At 46.0% G+C, this 20,058-nt stretch carries 25 protein-coding genes; 16 read left to right on the top strand and 9 right to left on the bottom strand.

Annotation, left to right across the window (positions count from 1 at the left end; genetic code table 11):
• Positions 1-12: 12 nt before the first annotated feature.
• Positions 13-1,128, top strand: a complete 1,116-nt coding sequence (locus U2W12_RS15585) for an FAD-dependent monooxygenase (RefSeq protein ID WP_326501616.1) — start codon at positions 13-15, stop codon at positions 1,126-1,128.
• 260 nt (positions 1,129-1,388) lie between these two features.
• On the opposite strand, the gene U2W12_RS15580 is transcribed toward U2W12_RS15585, so the two are convergent.
• Positions 1,389-2,267 (bottom strand): hypothetical protein, encoded by an 879-nt coding sequence (locus tag U2W12_RS15580; protein WP_326501615.1) that lies wholly within the window; start codon positions 2,265-2,267, stop codon positions 1,389-1,391.
• Between the two features lie 324 nt (positions 2,268-2,591).
• On the opposite strand from U2W12_RS15580, the gene U2W12_RS15575 reads away from it, so the two are divergent.
• Positions 2,592-3,737: a hypothetical protein gene (locus U2W12_RS15575; RefSeq protein ID WP_326501614.1), complete on the top strand. Its 1,146-nt coding sequence runs from the start codon at positions 2,592-2,594 to the stop codon at positions 3,735-3,737.
• An 87-nt stretch (positions 3,738-3,824) separates the two neighbouring features.
• On the opposite strand, the gene U2W12_RS15570 is transcribed toward U2W12_RS15575, so the two are convergent.
• The 6 genes from U2W12_RS15570 to U2W12_RS15545 form a co-directional block, all read right to left on the bottom strand.
• Positions 3,825-4,304: a hypothetical protein gene (locus tag U2W12_RS15570; RefSeq protein WP_326501613.1), complete on the bottom strand. Its 480-nt coding sequence runs from the start codon at positions 4,302-4,304 to the stop codon at positions 3,825-3,827.
• Positions 4,273-4,833, bottom strand: coding sequence for a helix-turn-helix domain-containing protein (locus U2W12_RS15565; protein WP_326501612.1), 561 nt, complete (start codon positions 4,831-4,833; stop codon positions 4,273-4,275). The genes U2W12_RS15570 and U2W12_RS15565 overlap by 32 nt, the downstream gene beginning before the upstream one ends.
• The gene (locus U2W12_RS15560) at positions 4,817-5,629 is read right to left on the bottom strand and encodes an integrase domain-containing protein (RefSeq protein ID WP_326501611.1); all 813 of its coding nucleotides are present in this window, start codon (positions 5,627-5,629) and stop codon (positions 4,817-4,819) included. Before U2W12_RS15560 ends, U2W12_RS15565 begins: the two co-directional genes overlap by 17 nt.
• Before the next feature lie 122 nt (positions 5,630-5,751).
• Positions 5,752-6,705 carry a hypothetical protein gene (locus tag U2W12_RS15555; RefSeq protein ID WP_326501610.1) on the bottom strand — a complete coding sequence of 318 codons (954 nt, stop codon included), beginning with the start codon at positions 6,703-6,705 and terminating at the stop codon, positions 5,752-5,754.
• A gap of 100 nt (positions 6,706-6,805) precedes the next feature.
• Complete coding sequence (locus U2W12_RS15550) at positions 6,806-7,018, bottom strand: hypothetical protein (RefSeq protein ID WP_326501609.1); 213 nt, start codon at positions 7,016-7,018, stop codon at positions 6,806-6,808.
• A gap of 404 nt (positions 7,019-7,422) precedes the next feature.
• Complete coding sequence (locus tag U2W12_RS15545) at positions 7,423-7,737, bottom strand: hypothetical protein (RefSeq protein WP_326501608.1); 315 nt, start codon at positions 7,735-7,737, stop codon at positions 7,423-7,425.
• 270 nt (positions 7,738-8,007) lie between these two features.
• Between U2W12_RS15545 and U2W12_RS15540 the strand changes: the two genes are divergently transcribed.
• From U2W12_RS15540 to U2W12_RS15500, 9 genes are all read left to right on the top strand, one after another.
• Positions 8,008-8,409 carry a hypothetical protein gene (locus U2W12_RS15540; RefSeq protein WP_326501607.1) on the top strand — a complete coding sequence of 134 codons (402 nt, stop codon included), beginning with the start codon at positions 8,008-8,010 and terminating at the stop codon, positions 8,407-8,409.
• A gap of 3 nt (positions 8,410-8,412) precedes the next feature.
• On the top strand, positions 8,413-9,120 hold the full coding sequence (gene stbB, locus U2W12_RS15535) for a StbB family protein (RefSeq protein ID WP_326501606.1): 708 nt from the start codon (positions 8,413-8,415) through the stop codon (positions 9,118-9,120).
• 6 nt (positions 9,121-9,126) lie between these two features.
• Positions 9,127-9,615 (top strand): hypothetical protein, encoded by a 489-nt coding sequence (locus U2W12_RS15530; protein WP_326501605.1) that lies wholly within the window; start codon positions 9,127-9,129, stop codon positions 9,613-9,615.
• 3 nt (positions 9,616-9,618) lie between these two features.
• Positions 9,619-10,497 (top strand): DHH family phosphoesterase, encoded by an 879-nt coding sequence (locus tag U2W12_RS15525; protein WP_326501604.1) that lies wholly within the window; start codon positions 9,619-9,621, stop codon positions 10,495-10,497.
• A 37-nt stretch (positions 10,498-10,534) separates the two neighbouring features.
• Complete coding sequence (locus U2W12_RS15520) at positions 10,535-12,055, top strand: UvrD-helicase domain-containing protein (RefSeq protein ID WP_326501603.1); 1,521 nt, start codon at positions 10,535-10,537, stop codon at positions 12,053-12,055.
• Positions 12,056-12,060: 5 nt separating this feature from the next.
• Positions 12,061-12,981: a DNA-binding protein gene (locus U2W12_RS15515; RefSeq protein WP_326501602.1), complete on the top strand. Its 921-nt coding sequence runs from the start codon at positions 12,061-12,063 to the stop codon at positions 12,979-12,981.
• On the top strand, positions 12,978-14,663 hold the full coding sequence (locus U2W12_RS15510; protein ID WP_326501601.1) for a tyrosine-type recombinase/integrase: 1,686 nt from the start codon (positions 12,978-12,980) through the stop codon (positions 14,661-14,663). Before U2W12_RS15515 ends, U2W12_RS15510 begins: the two co-directional genes overlap by 4 nt.
• 185 nt (positions 14,664-14,848) lie before the next feature.
• On the top strand, positions 14,849-15,688 hold the full coding sequence (locus U2W12_RS15505; RefSeq protein WP_326501600.1) for a ParA family protein: 840 nt from the start codon (positions 14,849-14,851) through the stop codon (positions 15,686-15,688).
• A gap of 42 nt (positions 15,689-15,730) precedes the next feature.
• Complete coding sequence (locus tag U2W12_RS15500) at positions 15,731-16,669, top strand: ParB/RepB/Spo0J family partition protein (RefSeq protein WP_326501599.1); 939 nt, start codon at positions 15,731-15,733, stop codon at positions 16,667-16,669.
• A gap of 138 nt (positions 16,670-16,807) precedes the next feature.
• Here U2W12_RS15500 and merR read toward each other — a convergent pair whose 3' ends face one another.
• Positions 16,808-17,206, bottom strand: a complete 399-nt coding sequence (gene merR, locus U2W12_RS15495) for an Hg(II)-responsive transcriptional regulator (RefSeq protein ID WP_326501598.1) — start codon at positions 17,204-17,206, stop codon at positions 16,808-16,810.
• Positions 17,207-17,270: 64 nt separating this feature from the next.
• On the opposite strand from merR, the gene U2W12_RS15490 reads away from it, so the two are divergent.
• From U2W12_RS15490 to U2W12_RS15480, 3 genes are read left to right on the top strand one after another with little or no spacing between them, the layout of a single operon-like run.
• The gene (locus tag U2W12_RS15490; protein ID WP_326501597.1) at positions 17,271-17,609 is read left to right on the top strand and encodes a mercuric transporter MerT family protein; all 339 of its coding nucleotides are present in this window, start codon (positions 17,271-17,273) and stop codon (positions 17,607-17,609) included.
• Positions 17,610-17,646: 37 nt separating this feature from the next.
• Complete coding sequence (gene merP / locus U2W12_RS15485; protein ID WP_326501629.1) at positions 17,647-17,910, top strand: mercury resistance system periplasmic binding protein MerP; 264 nt, start codon at positions 17,647-17,649, stop codon at positions 17,908-17,910.
• Positions 17,907-18,122: a GDCCVxC domain-containing (seleno)protein gene (locus U2W12_RS15480; protein WP_326501596.1), complete on the top strand. Its 216-nt coding sequence runs from the start codon at positions 17,907-17,909 to the stop codon at positions 18,120-18,122. The genes merP and U2W12_RS15480 overlap by 4 nt, the downstream gene beginning before the upstream one ends.
• A gap of 302 nt (positions 18,123-18,424) precedes the next feature.
• On the opposite strand, the gene U2W12_RS15475 is transcribed toward U2W12_RS15480, so the two are convergent.
• Complete coding sequence (locus U2W12_RS15475; RefSeq protein WP_326501595.1) at positions 18,425-18,715, bottom strand: hypothetical protein; 291 nt, start codon at positions 18,713-18,715, stop codon at positions 18,425-18,427.
• A gap of 81 nt (positions 18,716-18,796) precedes the next feature.
• Between U2W12_RS15475 and U2W12_RS15470 the strand changes: the two genes are divergently transcribed.
• Both U2W12_RS15470 and U2W12_RS15465 read left to right on the top strand, forming a co-directional pair.
• Positions 18,797-19,372: a hypothetical protein gene (locus tag U2W12_RS15470; RefSeq protein ID WP_326501594.1), complete on the top strand. Its 576-nt coding sequence runs from the start codon at positions 18,797-18,799 to the stop codon at positions 19,370-19,372.
• A 4-nt stretch (positions 19,373-19,376) separates the two neighbouring features.
• Entirely contained in the window at positions 19,377-19,979 is a 603-nt protein-coding gene (locus tag U2W12_RS15465; RefSeq protein ID WP_326501593.1) for a hypothetical protein, read from the top strand.
• Positions 19,980-20,058: the final 79 nt, after the last annotated feature.

Genomic DNA, 20,058 nt, shown 5'->3' with positions numbered 1-20,058 from the left:
CTCAAAATGAAAATGTATGATGTAAGCATAATCGGCAGTGGCCCCGCCGCCATCTCCGCAGCTATAGTTTTAGCTCAATGCAACTTTAACATCATTGTCTTTTGCGAAAATGAGACTAGGTTGGCAAAGGGAGATTTTGGCGAGACTTTAAGTCACTCTGTGATACCCAGCTTAGGGGAGTTGGGTGTCCTTTCTTTGTTCCAGAAACTTAAGTTGGAACCGATCACAGGTTCTGTTTCCTCATGGGGGACGGAAAAGATGGAAGAGACCCCTGCGTTACTTCATCCCTTTGGCATTGGGTGGGTACAACAAAAGCATGCCTTCAATAGAATCCTTATCGAGCGCTCGACAAGCCTCGGGGCATGCTTTTCCACCGATCAAATAAGTCGGGTCGAAAGAAAAAACGAAGTGTGGAAAATATTCACCGAACGCGGCGGATCTATCGCATCGGAGCTAATGATCATCGCAACTGGCCGGGACAATCCCAGGTTTGCGAAATTATCCAAAAAAGTTTCACTCGACAAGCTTGTCGCGTGTATTGTGACATTGGAAGAAGATAGTCGTGATTCGTTGAATTTTGTCAGCATTGACTCGTCAGAAAACGGATGGTATTTTTCGGTAAAGTCCGATGAAAAAACACGAGTCTTAAGCTATTTTACGGATGGCGATCTTCTGCGCTATAGGGATCTACAAACATTTCTCCAGAGTGTAAATCAACATCTACTTGATCTTCCATCCATGTCGAAAGCTATAAAACGAATTGACATAGCTAAGGTAAAATCCTTCCGCATTGTTTGCGCCAATTCCACTTTTCGGAAAAATTTCTTTACCAAAGGCCTATTTTGTTGCGGAGACTCAGCTCAGACGTTCGATCCACTGTCTTCCCAGGGAGTCAGTGCTGCCATTCGTGACGGAATCGAAACTGCTAAATTCTTAGCTAGGTTAGATTGTGGCAATAAAGAATCGATGATCGAATATGAACGAAGGAGACGTCAGCAATACCTCGAATACCTAAAGAATTGGGGCAATATCTATTCCACCGAAAGGCGGTGGATCAGAAATGTTTTCTGGCAAAGAAGGCAACATCTTCAATATGTTAAGACTTTTATAAATACTGTTTGCGAATGAGATGAGAAAAATAAACATTCATCAAAATGCTGGGTAATCACATAGCCAAATTGCTAGCTGCTGATCAGACTCTCCGAGTGCATCTACGGAATAGATTCGAGCAGCTAAGCTAAGTTGAAAATTAGCTTCTTAACTCAAACCCGCCCGATCATAACCGAAGTTTTCAGCTACTTGAATGTCGTAAAATGGCCGACAGGGCCTGATGTGCTAATTCAACCAAGCCCATAAATTGGCGTATGCACTAGATAAATTTGGCCATGTCAACTCTCTGAGCGATCAATTCTAACCAGATTTGCATATCCTAGAAAACTGAGTGCCGACGCACCTCCTTCTACAGAAAAGCCAGCGGCTCGTTCATTGCCTCCACCACCGAAACGCTCAGCTAGTAACCCAACATTGACAGAACCATTAGAACGAAGTGAACAGAGCCAAGCATTACGCTCGCCATTGAAGTGATACGTCATTCCAAAGCTTCCCCTTTCCATGGATAGCATCAGGCCAAGATCGTTGGCAAATGCCGGCGGCGCGTTGATGGCCATGCCAACGACATCGCCAAGACAAACCGCATGACGCGCTTTCATTAATCTGGCGGCAATTCTTCGAGTCTGCTCATTCAGTGCTTTCCCTTCCGATCTTAATTCGCCAAGAGAAATACCCCCAAATTCCATGAGATCCATTGGAAGACGATTGTTCAGCGCGGCAATAACATCGCTGGATGTCTCGATAGAAAATCGACCTTGGTTGTGATCCTGGATCATCTCCAGCAAAAGCGGCGTCTTGGCGTGGTTGAAAAACTCCCATGCCATGACACAAGCGCTTCGTGAGCTATCAATTATGAAGGTAAGGTTGTGTGGTACCAGCTGAGCACTGACCTGATCCAAGTACTTCTCTTCATAATGTGACTGGCTTTCGATAACCACGATGCGTTCAGCGTTGATCGCGGCTTCGAAGAGAATTCCTAAAGAAATTCCACAGCCAAGCACAAAGACTTCCGCTCCGGACTCGAAGTCTGGCATCGGATCGTTATACCGATAGGGTCTGTAATAAGCCCCATCGCCAAAAAACTCCCATGCAGCCCAGGCTGATCCAAGGCCATCCGCACTGTATTCTGGATAGATGATGACTTGTTGCTTATGCATGAACTATTCGGCCTCCCTTGAAATGCATGATCCTAATGAAAAACAACATGTGAGGTCACAACGAAAGGCGTGATTTTTGAGCGTCTTTCGTTACAAGGGCGTTGGTTTTATGAAAATTGTTCCATAGCGCGGAATTTGCCTTCCTTTTTTGACGAGCATCAATCAAACGACTAGAATAATGCTTGGCACCCGCCTTACTTGCACACGAGTAAAAAAAGGTTTATCTAAAATTGTCATTGATTTAATTTCTTAAATGGCTTCGTCGTTGGGACGTTAAACGTGTGCATTCATCCCAGAACGATGAAGTGTTGAGGAAATTTATTTATGACTATCAAAGCATTTGTCTTCGAGACACATCAATACTGCCAGGCTCATATTGCCGCCCCTTTCAAAAGGACTCATATCTACGAACTTTTAGCTACCGCATTTGGCTATAACTCCTTTGCAGCGCTGAGTTCTGAATCAATTTTGTTGCCGGGGGAGCAAGTACATTCGTGTATCCAGCAATCGAAGTCTCTACATAAGCGCTGCTTGGATCTTGGATACCCAACTGCTGTGGCCGATTTCATTGCCACTCAATTTCCAATTTTAATAGAACAAAAGCGGATCAATATTTTGTTGCTTTCCGATTTGATATTGAAGCTAAGGCAGCAATTATCATATCGAGGCTATTCAGATTGGCAGGAAGAAGACATTGACGAAAGTGAAGACGAAAATCTGGAGCAATGGGTCGACAAGGATTGGCCTCCATTCCATGACGAACCTCATGACTTGATTTCACAAGAATTACTAAAAACCCTTGAAGATGCTGCTATAAGTGGGAACGCCAGTGCCCATTACGCTTTAGCTTTGATCCATTCCCCCGTAGATGTAGACGAACGGTCACCAGGGTTTGATTTTTGGTATAACCAAGAAAAAAGTGGTCGTGTATTAACAGGGGTGGAGAAAGAATGGGCTGAACAGTATGCATTCACCGTTGTAAAAGATCAAAAGTACGAACACCATCTCCGTGAGGCGGGCCGCTTAGGAAATGAACTTGCTTTGATCGATTTGGCAGATTTTTTCGATGACCCCACATTTTTTGAACAACCCAGAAGTGGGCTTAATCATGATCCACTAAAAGTAGCAGAAATAGCTGAAAAATTAGATCGTTATCAGGACGTCCATTCCTGGTTAACCGTTGCGGCTGAAAAGGGTGAAACGGAAGCAATGCTAAGACTCATCGAAGAATTTGACCAAGGTAATTTGCAGCGTTGTTGGACCTGGATTTACCTCGCTCAACTATTAGGCACCGATCTTTCTAAAGACGACTATTACGCTATTCATGAAGATGGATCGGATTACGACGATGATGTCGGTGGCCCCATGTATGTTGATGGCAGAGAGGGTATCAGGCTCAAATCCCTTGGTAAAGAAGAGGATGTCCAAGCGCGTTTAAACGCTCAAGAATTATTTGAAGCCATTCAATAAACGAAAATCGACAACATCAACTGACTGATCAATGATCAATTGCACGGGTAGAATGCTGCCCGTGCGCACTTACATAAATCAATAGGGCTAATATTGCTCACCTAGTAGTGTGGCTCGACCCTGGTCCGTCAAACGATAACCGATGAATTTGTCATCTGCGTCTCGCTCTTCAGTAATGAGCCCTGATTTTTCCATTGGGAATATGATTTCCTTCATCACACGGCCAGTGCTTTTTGTACCGACCAAAGATCCCCATCCAGCCTTGTACGAAATCCTTGGCAAATCTTTTGAACAGATGAATGTACCATCATGGTAGGCGATGGCGAGAACCAGGTAACGAGCATCGTCCATTGCGAATTTAGCGCGATCATGTCGCCGATGTTGACCAACCATTCGATTAATCATTTGCTGGGTAGCCAGGTCGTAGCGTCGAGTGGCTTCCGTTTCATCGACCTTATCGAAGTGTGCTATTTCAATAATTGCATCGGTTTTGGTCCAACCGTTCAATCTCACCATTTTGTGAGCAAGGGAATTCTTAGGAATTGGTTGAGGCTTCAAGTCCGGCATTTTTAATAATTAGATTAATGTTCAAAACCTTCAAAATACCCTGAATAACCGAAATTGAGACAGATCCGTATTGTCCAGACTCGATTTCATCAATGATGATTGGATCACAACCAGACAAGTTTGCAAGTTTGAGGGCCGGCATGCCTTTAGCTTCACGAGCCGATTTGATGGCTGAGGAAAATTCGGTAAAACAAATCGCAGTTTGTTGTCCAACATCATCACTTGTTGAGTCTTCAATAATCATTTTATGCGGCCGCGGTGGCTTCTCTGATTTTCCAAGCCAACTCCAGAGCTGACAAAACCCCAGCCAGTGGTCGTAAGCCGATTTCTCTGGCATCTCTCGATGCGCTTTCCAGAAATTAATGATATGTCGCTTGCCAAGTCGATGAAGCGATGTCAGTCCTTCTTGGGCGTCGGTAAACTCCAGGAAGTTTACGATCAAGGAAACCTGCTTAAGTCGGTTTTTCTTTCCACCACGGCGCACATAGTCATGGGTGTACGATTCCAGTTCTTTAGCCCAGGTACGCATTACTGATTTCCACGCGAGAATGGCCTAATTCCATTGAGATTATGAGGCGGGCTTTGCGGTCAATATCCTTGGCTTCTTCTAAGGAAGTTGAGAGGTATTCGGCCAGTTTTTCGATCCGTCCTTTGTGCTCCCATCCAGCCTCCAGTGGACAAGGCGCATTGACCAACTCACGGTAACGCTGTTGTGCAAAGGCATGACGCTCCGGATGGAAGGAAATACCATTTGCTTTTGATTGTTCGTAGCATTCCCGGCGGAATTTCATGTAAGTCATTTCTTTGGGAATCATTGATTTTCCGCTTTGGATTTCAGCAGCTGACTCGATCACTTTGCGCATTTCGTCGTCGCAGGGCAAGCGCCTTGGTCTTCCTCCCTTGGTACCGGCCTGAATAGTGATGCAGTCAAATTTATCGAGTTGTTTCAATGCGCCTTTGGCATCGAAAAGACAGCTTTCTTTGAAGCGCAAACCCAACGTGCGTTGTAGATCCATGATCCGTGACAGTCGGTCATCGATCGCTTGCTGTACTTCGTGATGCCGAGTCTCAGACAGCGACTTGGATTCCTTGGGAATATATTTTCTGCGTTCGATGCCGCAATCTTTGCTTGGGCGAACCGTTTTCCATTGGCCTCCGGTGGCTAGGCGCATGACGCAATTCACGGTCGACAGGTAATTCTTTGGCGCCGATGCGCTGGAATAGATCCCGGCTTCCAGTTGCTTTTGCAAGTGCTGGCCATAGGCAACGACGAACGCCGGCGTGACATCTTCCATTTTCTTTACGCCATTTTCTTCGGCGTACATGCAGAATAACCGCCAGCGGTCGCTGTAATCGGATTTGGTTTTGAACCCATTTGGCGAGCGGTCTTTCAGCAGTATTTTCCCAGCCGTGAACATGTCCCGGCTGCCGATTTCGTAGTTTCGACTCATGGTTTTTTATCCAGGTAATCTTTGAGGGGCTCTATGCCCAGTACGCCAATTTCCTTGGCGATTTGGTGGCGGGTGTTTTTATCGAGGCCTTTGGCTTCTGATAGGGTCGTCTTGTTGGAATGCCGAGAAAGATTTTGCCAGTGTTCAGTTTGACTGAGGCCGGAAATGATCGGCGGTTCGACACCGGTCAATTCCTGGTACCGGTCGCGGATATAGATGCCTCGGGCCGTATTGGTGGAGTAACCCTTTCTCGTTGCCAATTTGTTATGGGCGGCGAGAAAATCATCGAACTCCATTTTTCTTGGCAAGCACTTTTGTAGGCGCCTGGCCGCTATGCCGCTACCGATGGCTTTGATCGCAGAGAGCCGACAAGGGACTTTTCGCTTAACGCCGTTTTGAAAGTGGGTTACCGTGACCCATCCGGTCGAACGTCCTTCTGTCAGGGCTTTTTTCAAATCAAGGATCAAAGCCTCACGCACAGTGACGCCAAGGGAGATTTGAAGTTCGAGTAAGTAGCCGGCCAGGCTTTCAATATCCGGCAGGCCATATTTGTCTAATTCCGGTTTCTTGTTGGGAATATGAGAAATAGGCTCCAAGCCGCAATCCTTTATAGGGCTGATCTTTTCCCAGTTTTCACCGTGGATTAGTTTCATCACGGTATTCATTCCTGACAAATAACTTGCCGCGGTATTTGTGCCGGCAAATTTTCCGTTATCGAATTCTGATTTTAGGTATTGTCCGTAGCGGATAATATGCTCGCGGGTCACTAAGTTAATCGTTTCGAGCAAGTCACCGTCCTTGGTGATCGACCAGATACAAAAACTCAACCATTGGCTAATAAGCCGCTTTTGTGTTTTGGCATTATCGTTACACGCACGGATAATTTCAGACTCACCGTTTTTGTATAACGGGTGACAGCGGGTTTTGTGGCGAAGAATTGTTTTATCCATGCTTTGACTTTAGATGATTCTCATCAAATCAATCCTTAATCCGTCTTCTGGGGTTCCTGATTTACTTCCGAGGCCACAAAAGTTAATAGCCATTTTTCGGTCAGGCAGTGTTATTGATACTTTCATTGCTTCCTCTTGGAAAATCCAAAAAATCTAATTGCAGTTTTTCAGCTCCACGCCGGAACAGCTTGGTTATAAGCCGCTCTGGGGTGGAGCCGGGTTGTCCTAAATATCTTTTACGTCGAGAGCAGGCATAACCGGCTCCAGTGGGAATTCCAGCAGGAATCCCCAACGCCTCTTTTTCTACGGACACACTTCTCTCGACGGTGAGCATAAGGTGCTTGGGACTGGCCTCCCAGCAGGGTGAGAAAAAGACAAACGTCAATGCGCTACTTCTGAATTCGCCGCGCGAAGCGAAAGATTGATGAAAAGTGCCTATCAGGTGGGTGTCAATCGGGCCAACCAACACAATTTCTGTGGTCGGGCACTGCCTGGTTCTGAGAGTTTTCAACGTGGTAAATGACAAACCCCAGCTTTTCCTTTTGAGACTTTGGAAGAGTGGAGTTGGTAAGCCGCTGTTTTACAAAATGAATTTTGCGGGTGAAGGGCAAAGACTGAAGTGTCTATGTTTTAAAAAAGCGGCCGGGGAAAAAATTTTGGCCGGATTTCGGTTTAATCGAAAAGACGCCGTCCTACGGGCTGATCTTTCGGAAAGGATTAAAAATTCACAAGTTTGAATGGACGTGGAATTTTGGGTTGATGAGCGTCGCAGCCCAAAGGCTCTAGGCACAACTTATTGGAAAATAAGGGTAAATTTTTGATGCAAAAGGAATTTGCAATCAGCGGGCGCACCTTGGGTGCAATGATTTTCTGGCACGGTTGCCAGAAAAAAGGAAAGGCAGCCAGTAAAGGCTTTATTCCCGGTGGCTTCATGCCGCCATATAGGCAGTCCGGGGGATCTCGGATCTGTTTAGCCTGCTCCCGTAGCAGGTCTTTGGGGATAAAGGCATCCTGTAGCGCAGAACCCATCACGAAATTTCATTTTCTAATGATCCTCCAGAGATTGTCAACTGGTATGCAACCTCAAAACGAAAGGAGCGGTTTTAGCGCTTCTTTCGATCGGACATGGGGGAAAAGTCTGTGTAATCTGGACATAACAAATACATTGCATTCGATGAGCAAAGTCGTGACGAATGGTGAGCAGGTAAATAGCAATGACATAGCCATATCAGAACACACCATAACCATAGCAAAACATTTACATAACAAATCCATATCACAAGCAAATCAAATCTAAATTCGATGATGACCTTGGATCGAAAAAAAAATGATGCCATTGATGCCCTGGCCAAATTGGCAGGCGGGATGGATGGAAAATCTGATACAGCCAAAATTAGAGAGGTAATAGACTCTGTCGAGCTGGCCTTGTCATCTGGAGTGCATAGGGAAAAGGTGTTCGATACGCTTAGAGAATCGCTTGGTATCAAAATGAACTTTCGAACATTCGAAACAACGTTGCACAGGATTAGAAACAAACGGAAAAACGAAAGTTTAGAAGTCGATACAAACCAAAAGCAGAATCAACTTGAAACTATGAAGAATGATTTTGAAGAACCAAACAGGTTCATAACCCCAAAAGAAAGAAGAAGCTTTGGAATAAATGCACTAAAAGAAATTGATGAAGAAAATCATATAGAGGATTAACAAATGAAAGTAGCTGTTATGAGTTATACGGGAACCGTTGGTAAGACCACGATTGCAACGCATTTATTATCGCCTCGAATGAAAGAGGCACAAATAATTGCAGTAGAAAGTATCAACGAAACATCTGAGGGATTGGGGGTCGCGGTAGAAAAGCTTAAAGGTGATAAGTTTAGGGAGCTATTTCAGAAATTGGTAAGAGCCGAAGATGTCATTATTGATATAGGCGCATCGAATATTGAGTATTTTTTGGATGGGATGTTTAAGTTTGAAGAATCGCATGTGGAATTTGATTACTTTGTAATACCAGTGACTAACGGTACAAAGGAGCAGCGTGAAACCATATCATTAATTGCCATGTTATCTGGCTCAGGGATTCCGACTAATAAAATACGTGTGTTGTTTAATAGAGTAGAGACGAATGTTGAAGATGAATTTCAAGTTTTACTGAATTTTGCATCGAAAAATAATTCTGCGAAGGTTAATACCAAAGCCGCAATTTTCGAAAACGAGCTTTTTGATATTTTGGCAATCAAAAAGTTATCAATCGAAAAAGTGCTATCTGACCAAAAAGACTATAAAGCATTATTGCGTGACAACAAAGATGCGGACGAGAAAAAGCGAATTCATTGGGCCGATATGTTTGGAATTAAATGTTTAGCCAAGCATGTGAGCCGAAATTTGGATGTTTGCTACACGGAACTCTTTTCTTAAACGACCATGAGCGAACCCCAACATCCCCGAACAACACGTGACGCATTGATCGTTGAAGCAATCGGTGACATCGGTGTACTTATTCAACGGATCAGCGAGTTGGAAGCCAAAACCGTCCCGCTGGTTCTTGATCTGGAAAACAAGTTGGTCGAGTCGATTTCACGGGTGGACAACCATGCTCGCGAAAAACAGGCGGAATTTGCCGTAGTGGCCGACAGGGAAAGAAAAACCTTCGAGGAAAAGCTGAATGCGTCAGTGGCCAAAACCGTCAATCGCATGGTCAACGAAGTGAAGCGATCTGATGGCCTGTCCGTGCGCTCGCAGTTACTGATTGCGCTGGCTATTGGCCTCACGGCATCGGCAACGAGCATTTACGGGTCATACTGGATGTTCGGCAGCGAACGGGATGAACAGGCGGCCGTCGGAAGAGCGGTGATGTCGGTGTGGCATGAGCTGGATGATAAAACCAAGGCAACCATTGAGCAGGCTTACTAAATTATGAACGTCATTTTCTATCACAAAAATTGTCTGGACGGACTGGCCGCCGCGTGGGCGGTATGGCGTCATTTTAAGCAGAATAGCATGCGAACCCGGCACCAGGGCGTCCGCTACGACGAAGCGATGCCTGAGTTCGATGACGGCGATGATCTGTTCATTGTCGACTTTTCCTATAGTCCAGCGGAGATTGTCGAGGCGGCGAAAAAAGCCAGAACCATTACGCTGATCGATCACCACATCACGGCGCAAACGGCGCATGAAGCGTACTGGGCGACTCATCCCATGCCAGAGAATGTGTGCATTCATTTTTCACAGGATCACAGCGGTTGCGTTCTGGCCTGGCAGCATTTCAATCCAGAGAAAACCGTTCCGCGCCTACTGAGCCTCATCGAAGATCATGACTTGTGGCGATTCAATGGCGACAGCACCAAAGCCGTCCTCTGCGCGTTACACAGCCAAATACCCATTAGCATCAACACATTGGATGGTCTGATGAGACAGGAGTCCATCGAGGAATTGGAGACATTGGGCGGGATTTTGCTCGAACAACGGCAAAGGACTGTCCTGCGCCTAAAAGGCAAACAACACTGGATAACGTTTGGCGATGCCAAAGGCCTGGCGGTCAACGCGCCGTCAGAATTTTCAAACGAATTGGGGCATGAGTTGGCTAAGGAATCCGGAACCTTTGGGGTCAGCTATCAATTCGATGGTACCAATCAACGCTGGTTCTTTGCGATTCGTTCTTCGGGTGATTATGACGTGGGCGCCATAGCGCAACGGTATGGCGGCGGCGGACACAAGAATGCCGCAGGATTTAGCGTCAATCTGGAAACCTTTTTCAGATTGATGGAAGAGGCTTGCGTATTGGGCGACTCGTGAGAGGCTTTTGAGTAGACAAAACCATTGAGAGATCGTCATGCAACTCACCCTAGAACAGCAATCCATTGTTGAAACCGAAGCACCCATATTGGTGGTCCGGGCGTTTGCAGGGGCCGGAAAAACATCCACGTTACTGGAATTTGCCAAAACCAGAAAGAACAAAAAAATGCTCTATTTGGTTCTCAACAAATCGGTGCAAATCGAAGCCGAGCAAAAATTCAAAGGCACCTTGGTCAAGCCCATCACCTCCCATGCGCTCGCCTTCCGGCATACCGGCGCACGCTATAAACACAAATTGATTGCGGGCCTGAAGCCTCATGAAGTCGAGAAAGCATTGCGACTTGCAGATGAGCTTAGCCGAGAAATCGGCTACAGCGGCAATCACAACGATGACTTGGTTATTGCCAGTGTGGTACTGGACACTTTAATCAAGTTTCTCTACAGCCCCGATAGAGAGATTCAAGGAAAGCACGTTCACGAGCACTACAAACGCCTGGAAAAACTGTTCAATGGGATCGGTGGCCTGGACGAGAATGCGATCAAACAGTTGATCGTCATCCAGGCCAAAAGGCTGTGGTCGAAAATGACCGACATTAACGATCGTGAGGTCGGCATGCTGCACGATGGCTATCTGAAGCTGTTTCAGTTATCCGATCCGGTGCTTTCCGAGTATGACTATCTATTGGTCGATGAAAGCCAAGATATGAATCCAGTGAGCATGTCGATCATCTTTAAACAAAGCGGACAAAAAGTCTTTGTTGGGGATTCTCATCAGGCCATCTATGGCTGGCGTGGCGCTCGAAACGCACTCGGATTTGCCATAAAACAAGGCGGGGTGGATCGTTATCTAACCGGGTCGTTTCGATTTGGTCCGAACATCGCTCATGTGGCCAACAAAATCCTGGCTATAAAAGGTGAAACCGTGCAGGTTCACGGTCTTTCTGGTGCTGATCATATTGGGAAAATCGGAGACGATGAGGCAAAAACGGTCATCAGTCGCTCGAATGCCGGCGTTTTTTCGCAAACGGCAAGAGCGATCAATAATCAGCAAAGTTGGTGGCATATAGGCGGGAGCGAGGGCTATCGCTTCGAACAAATCCTGGATATTTACTATTTGTGGAAACGTCAATTCAGTTTGATCAGAGATCCATTTATTCGCTCTTTTACGGATTTTCCGGAGCTAAAGCTTTACGCCGAGGAAGTGGAAGATGCCGAGATCAAACCAAGATGCCGGATTACTGAAGAATACGGTGAAGCCATCCCGGACATTATCGACAGGATCAAGCGGAAAGAAGGCGCGGCCGACTCCATGGATCAATCCGTTCTAGTCATGTCAACTGCGCATAAAGCCAAGGGTTTGGAGTGGGAAAATGTGCAATTGGATAATGATTTCATTGAGCTTTGTGACATCCCGGACCTGTCGAAGTATGGCGAAATGGAGAGACAGGAAATACTTAGGACCATTGGAGAAGATCTGAATATTCTTTATGTGGCGGCAACCCGCGCACAAAAAAAGCTTCAACTGAATTTCGACTTGGCAATGTACTTGGGACGGTGATCAAGATGGAAAAGCGATCAGACACCTATTCCCTGGCCTATGAATGTTGCAATTCAGTCTTCTTGGAAGACGGACGCTTTCCAACGATTGATGCTATCCGGGATCGTATCCATATCAACAGTCCTGCCGTGATCAAGCGGGCGATGAATGATTGGACATTGCATTTTGTCGAAAGGCATCGTCAGAAGCTGGAAAATCCCAACATGCCGGCAGTGATCGTTGATGCATCGGAATCGCTTTGGAAACTAGCGATGGCAGAGGCGAAGAAAGCGTTCGACACAAAAGAAAAAGAATTGTCCCTTCGTGAGTCCGAGTGGAAATCCCAAATCAGATTTATTGAAGACAAACTCACTGAAAATCAGCAGAAGTGGGAGTCTGAAAATAGCCACTTGAGTCAAGCATTGGCCGACCAAATCTCACTGAGTCATGACTTGACTGAGAACCTCAAAATCACAGCCCAACAATTAAAAGAAACCGAATCCTCGTTGATTGTTAATCGAGAAAATCTTTCGCGAGCTGAAGGCGCATTAGAAGAAGCTCGAAAATCGCACGAAGCCCAAACTCGGGAATGGTCGGAAAAATCTGAGAAAGATCATCTTTGGCATTTGAAGCGAATCGAGGAAGAAAAAGAGGCAGCGAAGAACGAGCAAGCCAGAATCATTGCCAATCTGAATCGATCCCTGGAAACAGCAAAGCTCGACCAGGAATCACTACGCGCACGACTAACGCAAATTATGAACCAGGTAGGCGATCAATTAGAACGCCAAGGGAAGTTGGAAGCAGAGGCAGACAAATTACGCGCAGCACTTTCAAGTCTGGAAAAAGCGTTACTTCAAGAGAAAGAGCGATCCGTTAAATTGCAGGCTTTGGTCAAAAAACAGCGTCGGCCGTCAGAAAAACATGTCAGTGAAAGGTCTGTGATTTGAACCCAAACGAACTCGCATTAATACGCAGTTGGATACAAGGCATTCCATGGGATGTCATGGGGGAACTGTATCTTGACGACGCAGACCGAAACGAAGTTATGCGTTCAGTCAAGCGACTGCGTGAAAAGCTTGCGAGAAAAGCACAACAACTTGGGCTGGATGTCGACGCAAAACTATGGGAGCAGGAACGAGAATACAGCCAGGAATGGATGAATCGAGCACTCAAATCGGTTGATACGCTCAAATCAAAACCAGATCCCAGACCTCAATCGGAAGATCATTACAACCGATGGCTCCCTCAGCAAATTTCAGCTCGCTTAGCCAGTGTAAAAAAAATAAAAACATTGGCCGAACTCGCAGTATTCATCAATCAGCACGGTGGCAGTTGGTGGAAAAAAGTACCCCATCTAGGTAAGCAATCCGCGGAAGCAATCCACGAGTTTTTTTCATCATCAGAGATTGATTTAGGCATTTCTCTGGATCTGTCGTCTAAAAAGGCGACCGATCTTGATGTGGTTGTTGTCAGCAATCGCATTGCACCCTTGGAACGGTTTGCTCCGCCAGCGCATTTAACCGGTGAAACCGGTACAAACCGGGCACCCATAGAACGATGCAGAATTGATGCGCGTAATGACTACGAGTCAATCAAGGCCTGGCTGTCGCTTTGGGATGAGGATACATCGACACACCGCGCCTATCGTAAAGAAGCTGAGAGATTCCTGTTGTGGGCGATCCTTGAAAAAGGGAAAGCCTTGTCATCGATTACAACGCCTGATTGCGCAGAATATAGGCGGTTTCTTGCTGATCCTCAACCTGCTGATCGGTGGATTGGAAAACCGGCGCCACGATGGACCCCAGAATGGCGGCCTCTGAAGGGTCCGCTCAAACCATCCAGCATAAGGCAAACTGAGGTGATTTTAAGCGGGCTTTGCGAATGGTTGGTAGGCCAGCGTTATTTGGATAGCAATCCCTTTTCCGGATTGAGTACACAAGGCTTTGGAAGAAGAACAGGCAGTACAGATCGTTTGTTATCGCCTGCTTTATGGGAGCAAATTACTTCGTTCGCAGAGAATCAGGCGAACAATTCAACACTCACCGAATCGCAACGAAATGATTACCTGCGTACCGCCTTCATTCTGAGCTTTGCCTACCAAACTGGACTTCGGCTTCACGAAATGACGAAGGCACGGGTCGGAGACCTGAAGCAAGTGTCTAGCTTTGACGGAGATCAATGGTGGATGGATGTCATTGGGAAAGGTAATAAACACCGCGAAATTCCAATATCCCCCAATCTCATGGAAGGCATAAACGCCCATCTAAGGCATAGAAAACTTGGCCCTGTGGGTTACGTGTCCGAGGGAACACCCATTATTGGAAAGCTGCGTGGGGAAAGTAGAGAAGCGCTAAGTGAGTCTGGCCTGTATCAAAAGCTCAAAGGATTTTTCGAAGAGGCAGCGAGTGACGTGGCTGGTAAAGACCCTTTGGCAGCAGAAAAACTGAGACGAGCCAGCACGCATTGGCTGAGGCACACACATGGTAGTCACGCTGTTGCCAACGGTGTTCCATTGGCAATCGTTCGAGACAATCTGGGTCACAGCAATATTGCCACGACCTCCATCTATGTTCATACCGACCGGGATGAACGCTATAAGGCCATGCTGGGATTAAGCGACAAAGAATAGGTATCTTAGTCGCAGCGATAAAAAAATGTCCCACAATGAGACACCTTCCTGGAAAGGAATCTTTTTGCGGTTGGTTGCATTATTTCAAATATGCGGAAAATGAACCGTGATTCAAAGGAATCGCTGTGTCCCACAATGAGACACAGGCATATAAATCACTTAATTTTAAAAAAACAGGAAAAATAATGAGCGAGAAAAAAACAGGATTAGCGCCGGTCATTACCGTTGCCATTCAAAAAGGAGGTTCAGCCAAAACAACCCTTGCTGTTAATTTGGCAGCAGAACTTGGTGCTCAAGGGCTCAATGTGCTTCTGATTGACGTTGATCCGCAAGCCAATGCCAGTACGCATGTCTGTGTCGCGCATCCATCCACATTAAGCAAAAACTCAAGCGTCTTGTTTCGTGGCAGTCTTGAGGAAATCATGGAATCAATTCAAATCGAAACAAACCCTGGATTTGAAAATGTGCATTTAATTCCTGGGTCGCTTGAGCTTGATCAATCAGTCGAAGAGGCGCTGAGAAATTATTCGCCAAGACCGTATGAAGAAATGCGCCGTCGTATTGAAATGCTGCGCGAAGCATATGATGTCATTATCATCGATACCCCACCATCACTCAGATTGCTGACCGGTAATGCCTTGGCAGCGTCAACCCACTACATCGTCCCGATCGAAACCAGCAGCCAGTACCCGTTGTACGGCGTGGCCGACCTTACCGCCTATATCACCCGAATCAAAGAAACCATCAACCCGGAATTGATCAATATCGGCGTATTGATTTCAAGACATGATGAAAGAAGACGAGCCTGCAAAGCTATTTTTGAAACGGTACAAGAGAAGATTGGCAACATATTGCCGATGGTGATCCATGCAGGCGCAAAAGTTGGCGAGGCATCGATCGCACGCATGCCGATACGAAAATTGGAAAAAGACGGAAAAGTAGCCAAAGATTTTGAGGAATTGGCGCGGTATCTGATCGATAAGTTAGGTCTTGAGCAACACAACCAAGAAGCGATCGAAAATTAGATTGGACGTGTCCCAGAATGAGACAGCCAAGGAATCTTAAAAATGAACGACACTAAAAAACAATCCCCTCTTGATAAACTCAAGTCTTTATCCAAGACCAATCTCGATCAGCATTTGGCTTCGGATCCAATCTTTTCATTGACCAGTAGTGATGGTGAAAGTCAGCCCATAGCAACGGAATTGATAGACCCGAATCCATGGCAACCCCGGAGAGACTTTAACCCATTAAAAATTGAACAGCTCGCTGAATCAATCGATGTGCACGGCTTAATTGAACCTATCGTTGTTAGAAAACATGAAAATCGGTTTCAAATTATCGCCGGCGAAAGACGCTGGCGTGCTCATCAACTACTTAAAAAGCCGCATATCAGCGCCATAGTGAAATGCGCCGATGATATGCAAATGCGATTGATTGCGGTGGCCGAAAACCTTGATCGTGAAGACTTGAGCGATTATGAGGTGGCTTTGGCCATTCATGGCGTGCAAGAAAAGTTCGGAAGCCGAACAGAGTTAGCTCGCTATCTTAAAAAAACGAGAAGCGAACTCTACCGCTATTTGGCATTTATGGATCTACCAGAGTGGTTGAGATCAAAATTGGATGAAAAACCATTCTTACTCAATCGAACTGCGGCAGAGGAACTGAAAAGACTCTTTGCCAAAGAATCAATCGATCATCAAAATTATCGCCAAGCAACGCTAAAAGCGATTGAGTTTATTGAAGCCGGGGAATTGACTCAGATAAGAGTAGCTTCAGAGATCGAAAAAATAGCGGCATTAGCATCATCCGATCAAAAACCAAATTTATCACCTGTAAGTCAATCAAAGTCAGAGCCCACGCTTTTCGTTAATGAAAAAGGAAAGGCAGTGGGTAAGTTAAAAAACAATGGAAAAAAGATAACGCTGACATTGTCATGCGCCGCATTCAGTGTAGAACAGGAAAAGTCGCTTCAGGAGTTTGTTAGTGAACTGTTAAAGCGGTGAAATTCTTCCCCGAAGAACCAGCGGGAGCCCCGCATCTGACTGGGTGGATCGCTACTTAATATTCCACCGTTTTAATGATAACGCCGGCAAATATATTGATCGGCGTCCTTCCCACCGAAATACGATCAGTAAGACACTCTAAGGATGAAGGGCAAGAATGATCGGACATGAAACTGCATCGGTATTATTTGTGCAGTTCTCGACTAGATCGGATAAAGCGGCTTCTATTATATGCAGTCCTTCGATGCGCTCGCGAATAGAATCAAGTTTCCTGATCGCAATTTCTTTTGCTTCCCGACAATGCCGTCCGTCATCAAGACTCAATAGCTCTGCAATTTCATCGAGCGTAAAACCGAATTTTTGGCCCTGCTTAATAAACCGTATTCGCTGCGCGTCTTGTTCCGTGTAATGCCGGATGCCGTTGAACGGCTTTACGGGCTGTCTCAGCAACGCGCGGCGTTGATAAAAACGGATCGTTTCGACGTTGACCCCCGCCATTTTCGCCAACTCGCCAATCGAAAAAAATTTCTCTGTCATAGTCTTGTTCCGTACTTAAGTACGGATGTTATTGTAAAACAATTGGCATTCAAGAGGTATCGTCATGAACTCGAAACTAACTCTGATCGCGAGCGTTCTCGCGGGAATCGGCGCAAGCCTGTGTTGCGTTGCGCCTTTGGCGTTGCTGAGCCTTGGCATTGGCGGGGCGTGGGTTGCGACGCTAACCGCCTTCGAGCCCGTGCGGCCTGTATTCATCGGGATGGCATTGTTATTTATTGGCCTGACGTTCTGCAAACTCTACATGACTCCCCAAGCATGCGAACCCGGCAAGCCGTGCGCTGACGATGCAGTCCTGCGCAAACAGCGTTTCATCTTTTGGAGCGTGACTCTTCCCATATTAGGGTTACTGGCGTTTCCGTGGTTTGCCCCATTATTCTATTGAGGAAAATTCTATGAAAATAAAAGCCTTTACGCTTGTTATGGCGTTTGCCGTTGTATCCGGTGCGGCTTTGGCTGCCTCGCGCACGGTGACGCTCGATATGCAAAATATGACCTGCGCCGTTTGTCCGATCACGGTCAAAAAAGCGCTTGAAAAGGTTTCCGGTGTGCAACGGGTTTCCGTCGATTACGCGAGCAAAACAGCGACAGTACAATTCGACGATACGGCGGCCACTGCGGATAAATTAATCGAAGCCACCAAGAACGCGGGCTATCCGTCTGCGGTCAAGGCAGAGAAAAAATGAGCGCTGTTCTTCTTGAATCGACTATTACCTGTCCACACTGCAGCCACGCCGAAACGGAAACCATGCCGACCGATGCTTGCCAGTTTTTCTATGACTGCAAGGCGTGCGGGGCTTTAATCAGACCAAAGCAAGGCGATTGTTGTGTGTTTTGCTCATACGGTTCGGTTAAATGTCCCCCGATCCAGAATCAGGGATCATGTTGCGCCAGATAGATTGACATCCTCCCCACCCTAGAGGACAAGGATCCCCCCTTGTGTTCTGATTAATACTGCGCGAGTTCTTCTTACTTTCGACATTCCAGAACCGGTCACTTGGCAGGAGGATCGCTCCTGCCCTGGCGTTGGCTTGATGTTCCGGCGTGCAGATCACGACCTTTTGCCAGAATATCGATGACCGACTAATTAACCGAATTTGCGTAAGCCATCTTGCTCATACATCTTCATCATCACATCCCTAGGCAAGAAAGAAGCCTTTGTCTTCTTTTTTGACCTTGATATCTAAAACTTCAAAAGACCTATTTTGCTAGCAGCAAACATGCTTTAAACAACCCATAGACCGGCAAGCCAGAAGATACAAGGCTTCCAGAGGAAATCCTTTGTCCGCATACAGCTAAAATCACCGAGTTAATTCTCAAGTCTGGGTTTTGGTGCTTAGTGATGATAATAGGAATAATCATCACTAGGCATCTGGAATAGTGAATTTTTTTAGTGAAATACTGAAAAAGTTTTTCATGTTTTTGCTTAAAAATCGATCCAAAGCTAGTTGTGCCAAGAAAGGCCAAGGGGGTCTGTATTCCTGCTTGCATCTTGCCTGGCATGTGGGATAGTGATTCTGAGAGAACCCATAACAGACAGATACCTTTGTTTAAGCAAGCCAGGAGGCTCGCATGTTCAGATTGATCTTTGTAATGATGATGGCGATTGGATTAGCTGGCTGTACTCAAGCACAGCGGTTTGCGCTGGCCAAAAATGCAGAGCTCGATGAATGCGCTATGAAGCGGATGGCTGAATCAAAAATCAATGGACAACATGGCTACCTTCAGGCCCACCACGAATGCCATCAGATCGTAAATTTTCGAAAATTTCAGGAAATGAGGCTGGAAAGGCAACCGCAATACGTTAAGCAGGATTTAAAAGATCCTCTCGATGAGTACGGAATATGCTGGGAGTTTGTTAAAGGGCTTTATATTGATGAGCGCTATCCTGAGATGAAAATGCCTAAGAAAGGGCCGTGGGGGCGTTTGCCAGTGGAAGGGCAAAAAGAGCTCGAAGAGCGCAATGCCAAGCTGAAGGTGCTTCCAGATAGATTGAAGGAAATCTCAAACGCAAAGCTCATCGAAATTTATGAACTGATGGCAGTCAAAACTACCATGGGACATGCCAACGACACGCTTTGCAAAAGTACGAGGTATCACGAATTGGAATCGGTTATTGGTTTGGAACTTAAACGGCGCCGGGGGTAGCGGTATGCGGAAAAAATACCTTGTTATTTTGCTGCCGACCTTGTTGTCGGCTTGCTCAGTTGATCGAACGAATCAAGATCGGTTGAGATTGTTGTCGATCGAAGAATGTGCTGAAAAAAGAGCGGATAATTCAGCTTTTTCCGGAGACAAAAGCTACCAGCTCATTCGTAAAGAATGCGAACAGATGCTGGTGTTCGATGGAGATTATCAAAGGATGAACAATAGGAGATATTCAAAAAGCGCAAAACTCACCTACCCGGAGAATCAAAAGTATTTCAATGAAAATACATGGCGCCTTGTGACTGATCGAATCAGAGAAAGGTATTACCCAAAGTACCTTTCGCCGGAAGACGAGGTTGCAAGAGCAAAGGCGCTGAACGAAAACCAATCTCAAATAGAAGATAAATCCGTCTTGAGAATTTATGAGCCACGCCTTTTGCCAGTGAATCCCTACCTGATGAATTTGAAGGAGTTGGAGATGGCAAATGAATCAATCAGTGATCTGATTTATGAGAACCGAGATAACAAGCAGTTGCATGGATCACTTGCCGTGCTTCGAACGATCGTAATCGAAGAAAGAATTAAAAAAGAAAGGCCAAGCTACTGACTGTCCCATAATGAGACACGGCGAGCTCAGATACGATCTTTTGGCTTTAGTAGTGAGTCGTCTCATTATGGGACAGAAT

Source organism: Methylomicrobium sp. Wu6 (assembly GCF_035916875.1).
GTDB lineage: Bacteria > Pseudomonadota > Gammaproteobacteria > Methylococcales > Methylomonadaceae > Methylomicrobium.
Note: the sequence above shows the minus strand (reverse complement) of the source record. Positions and strands in the feature narration are given on the sequence as shown.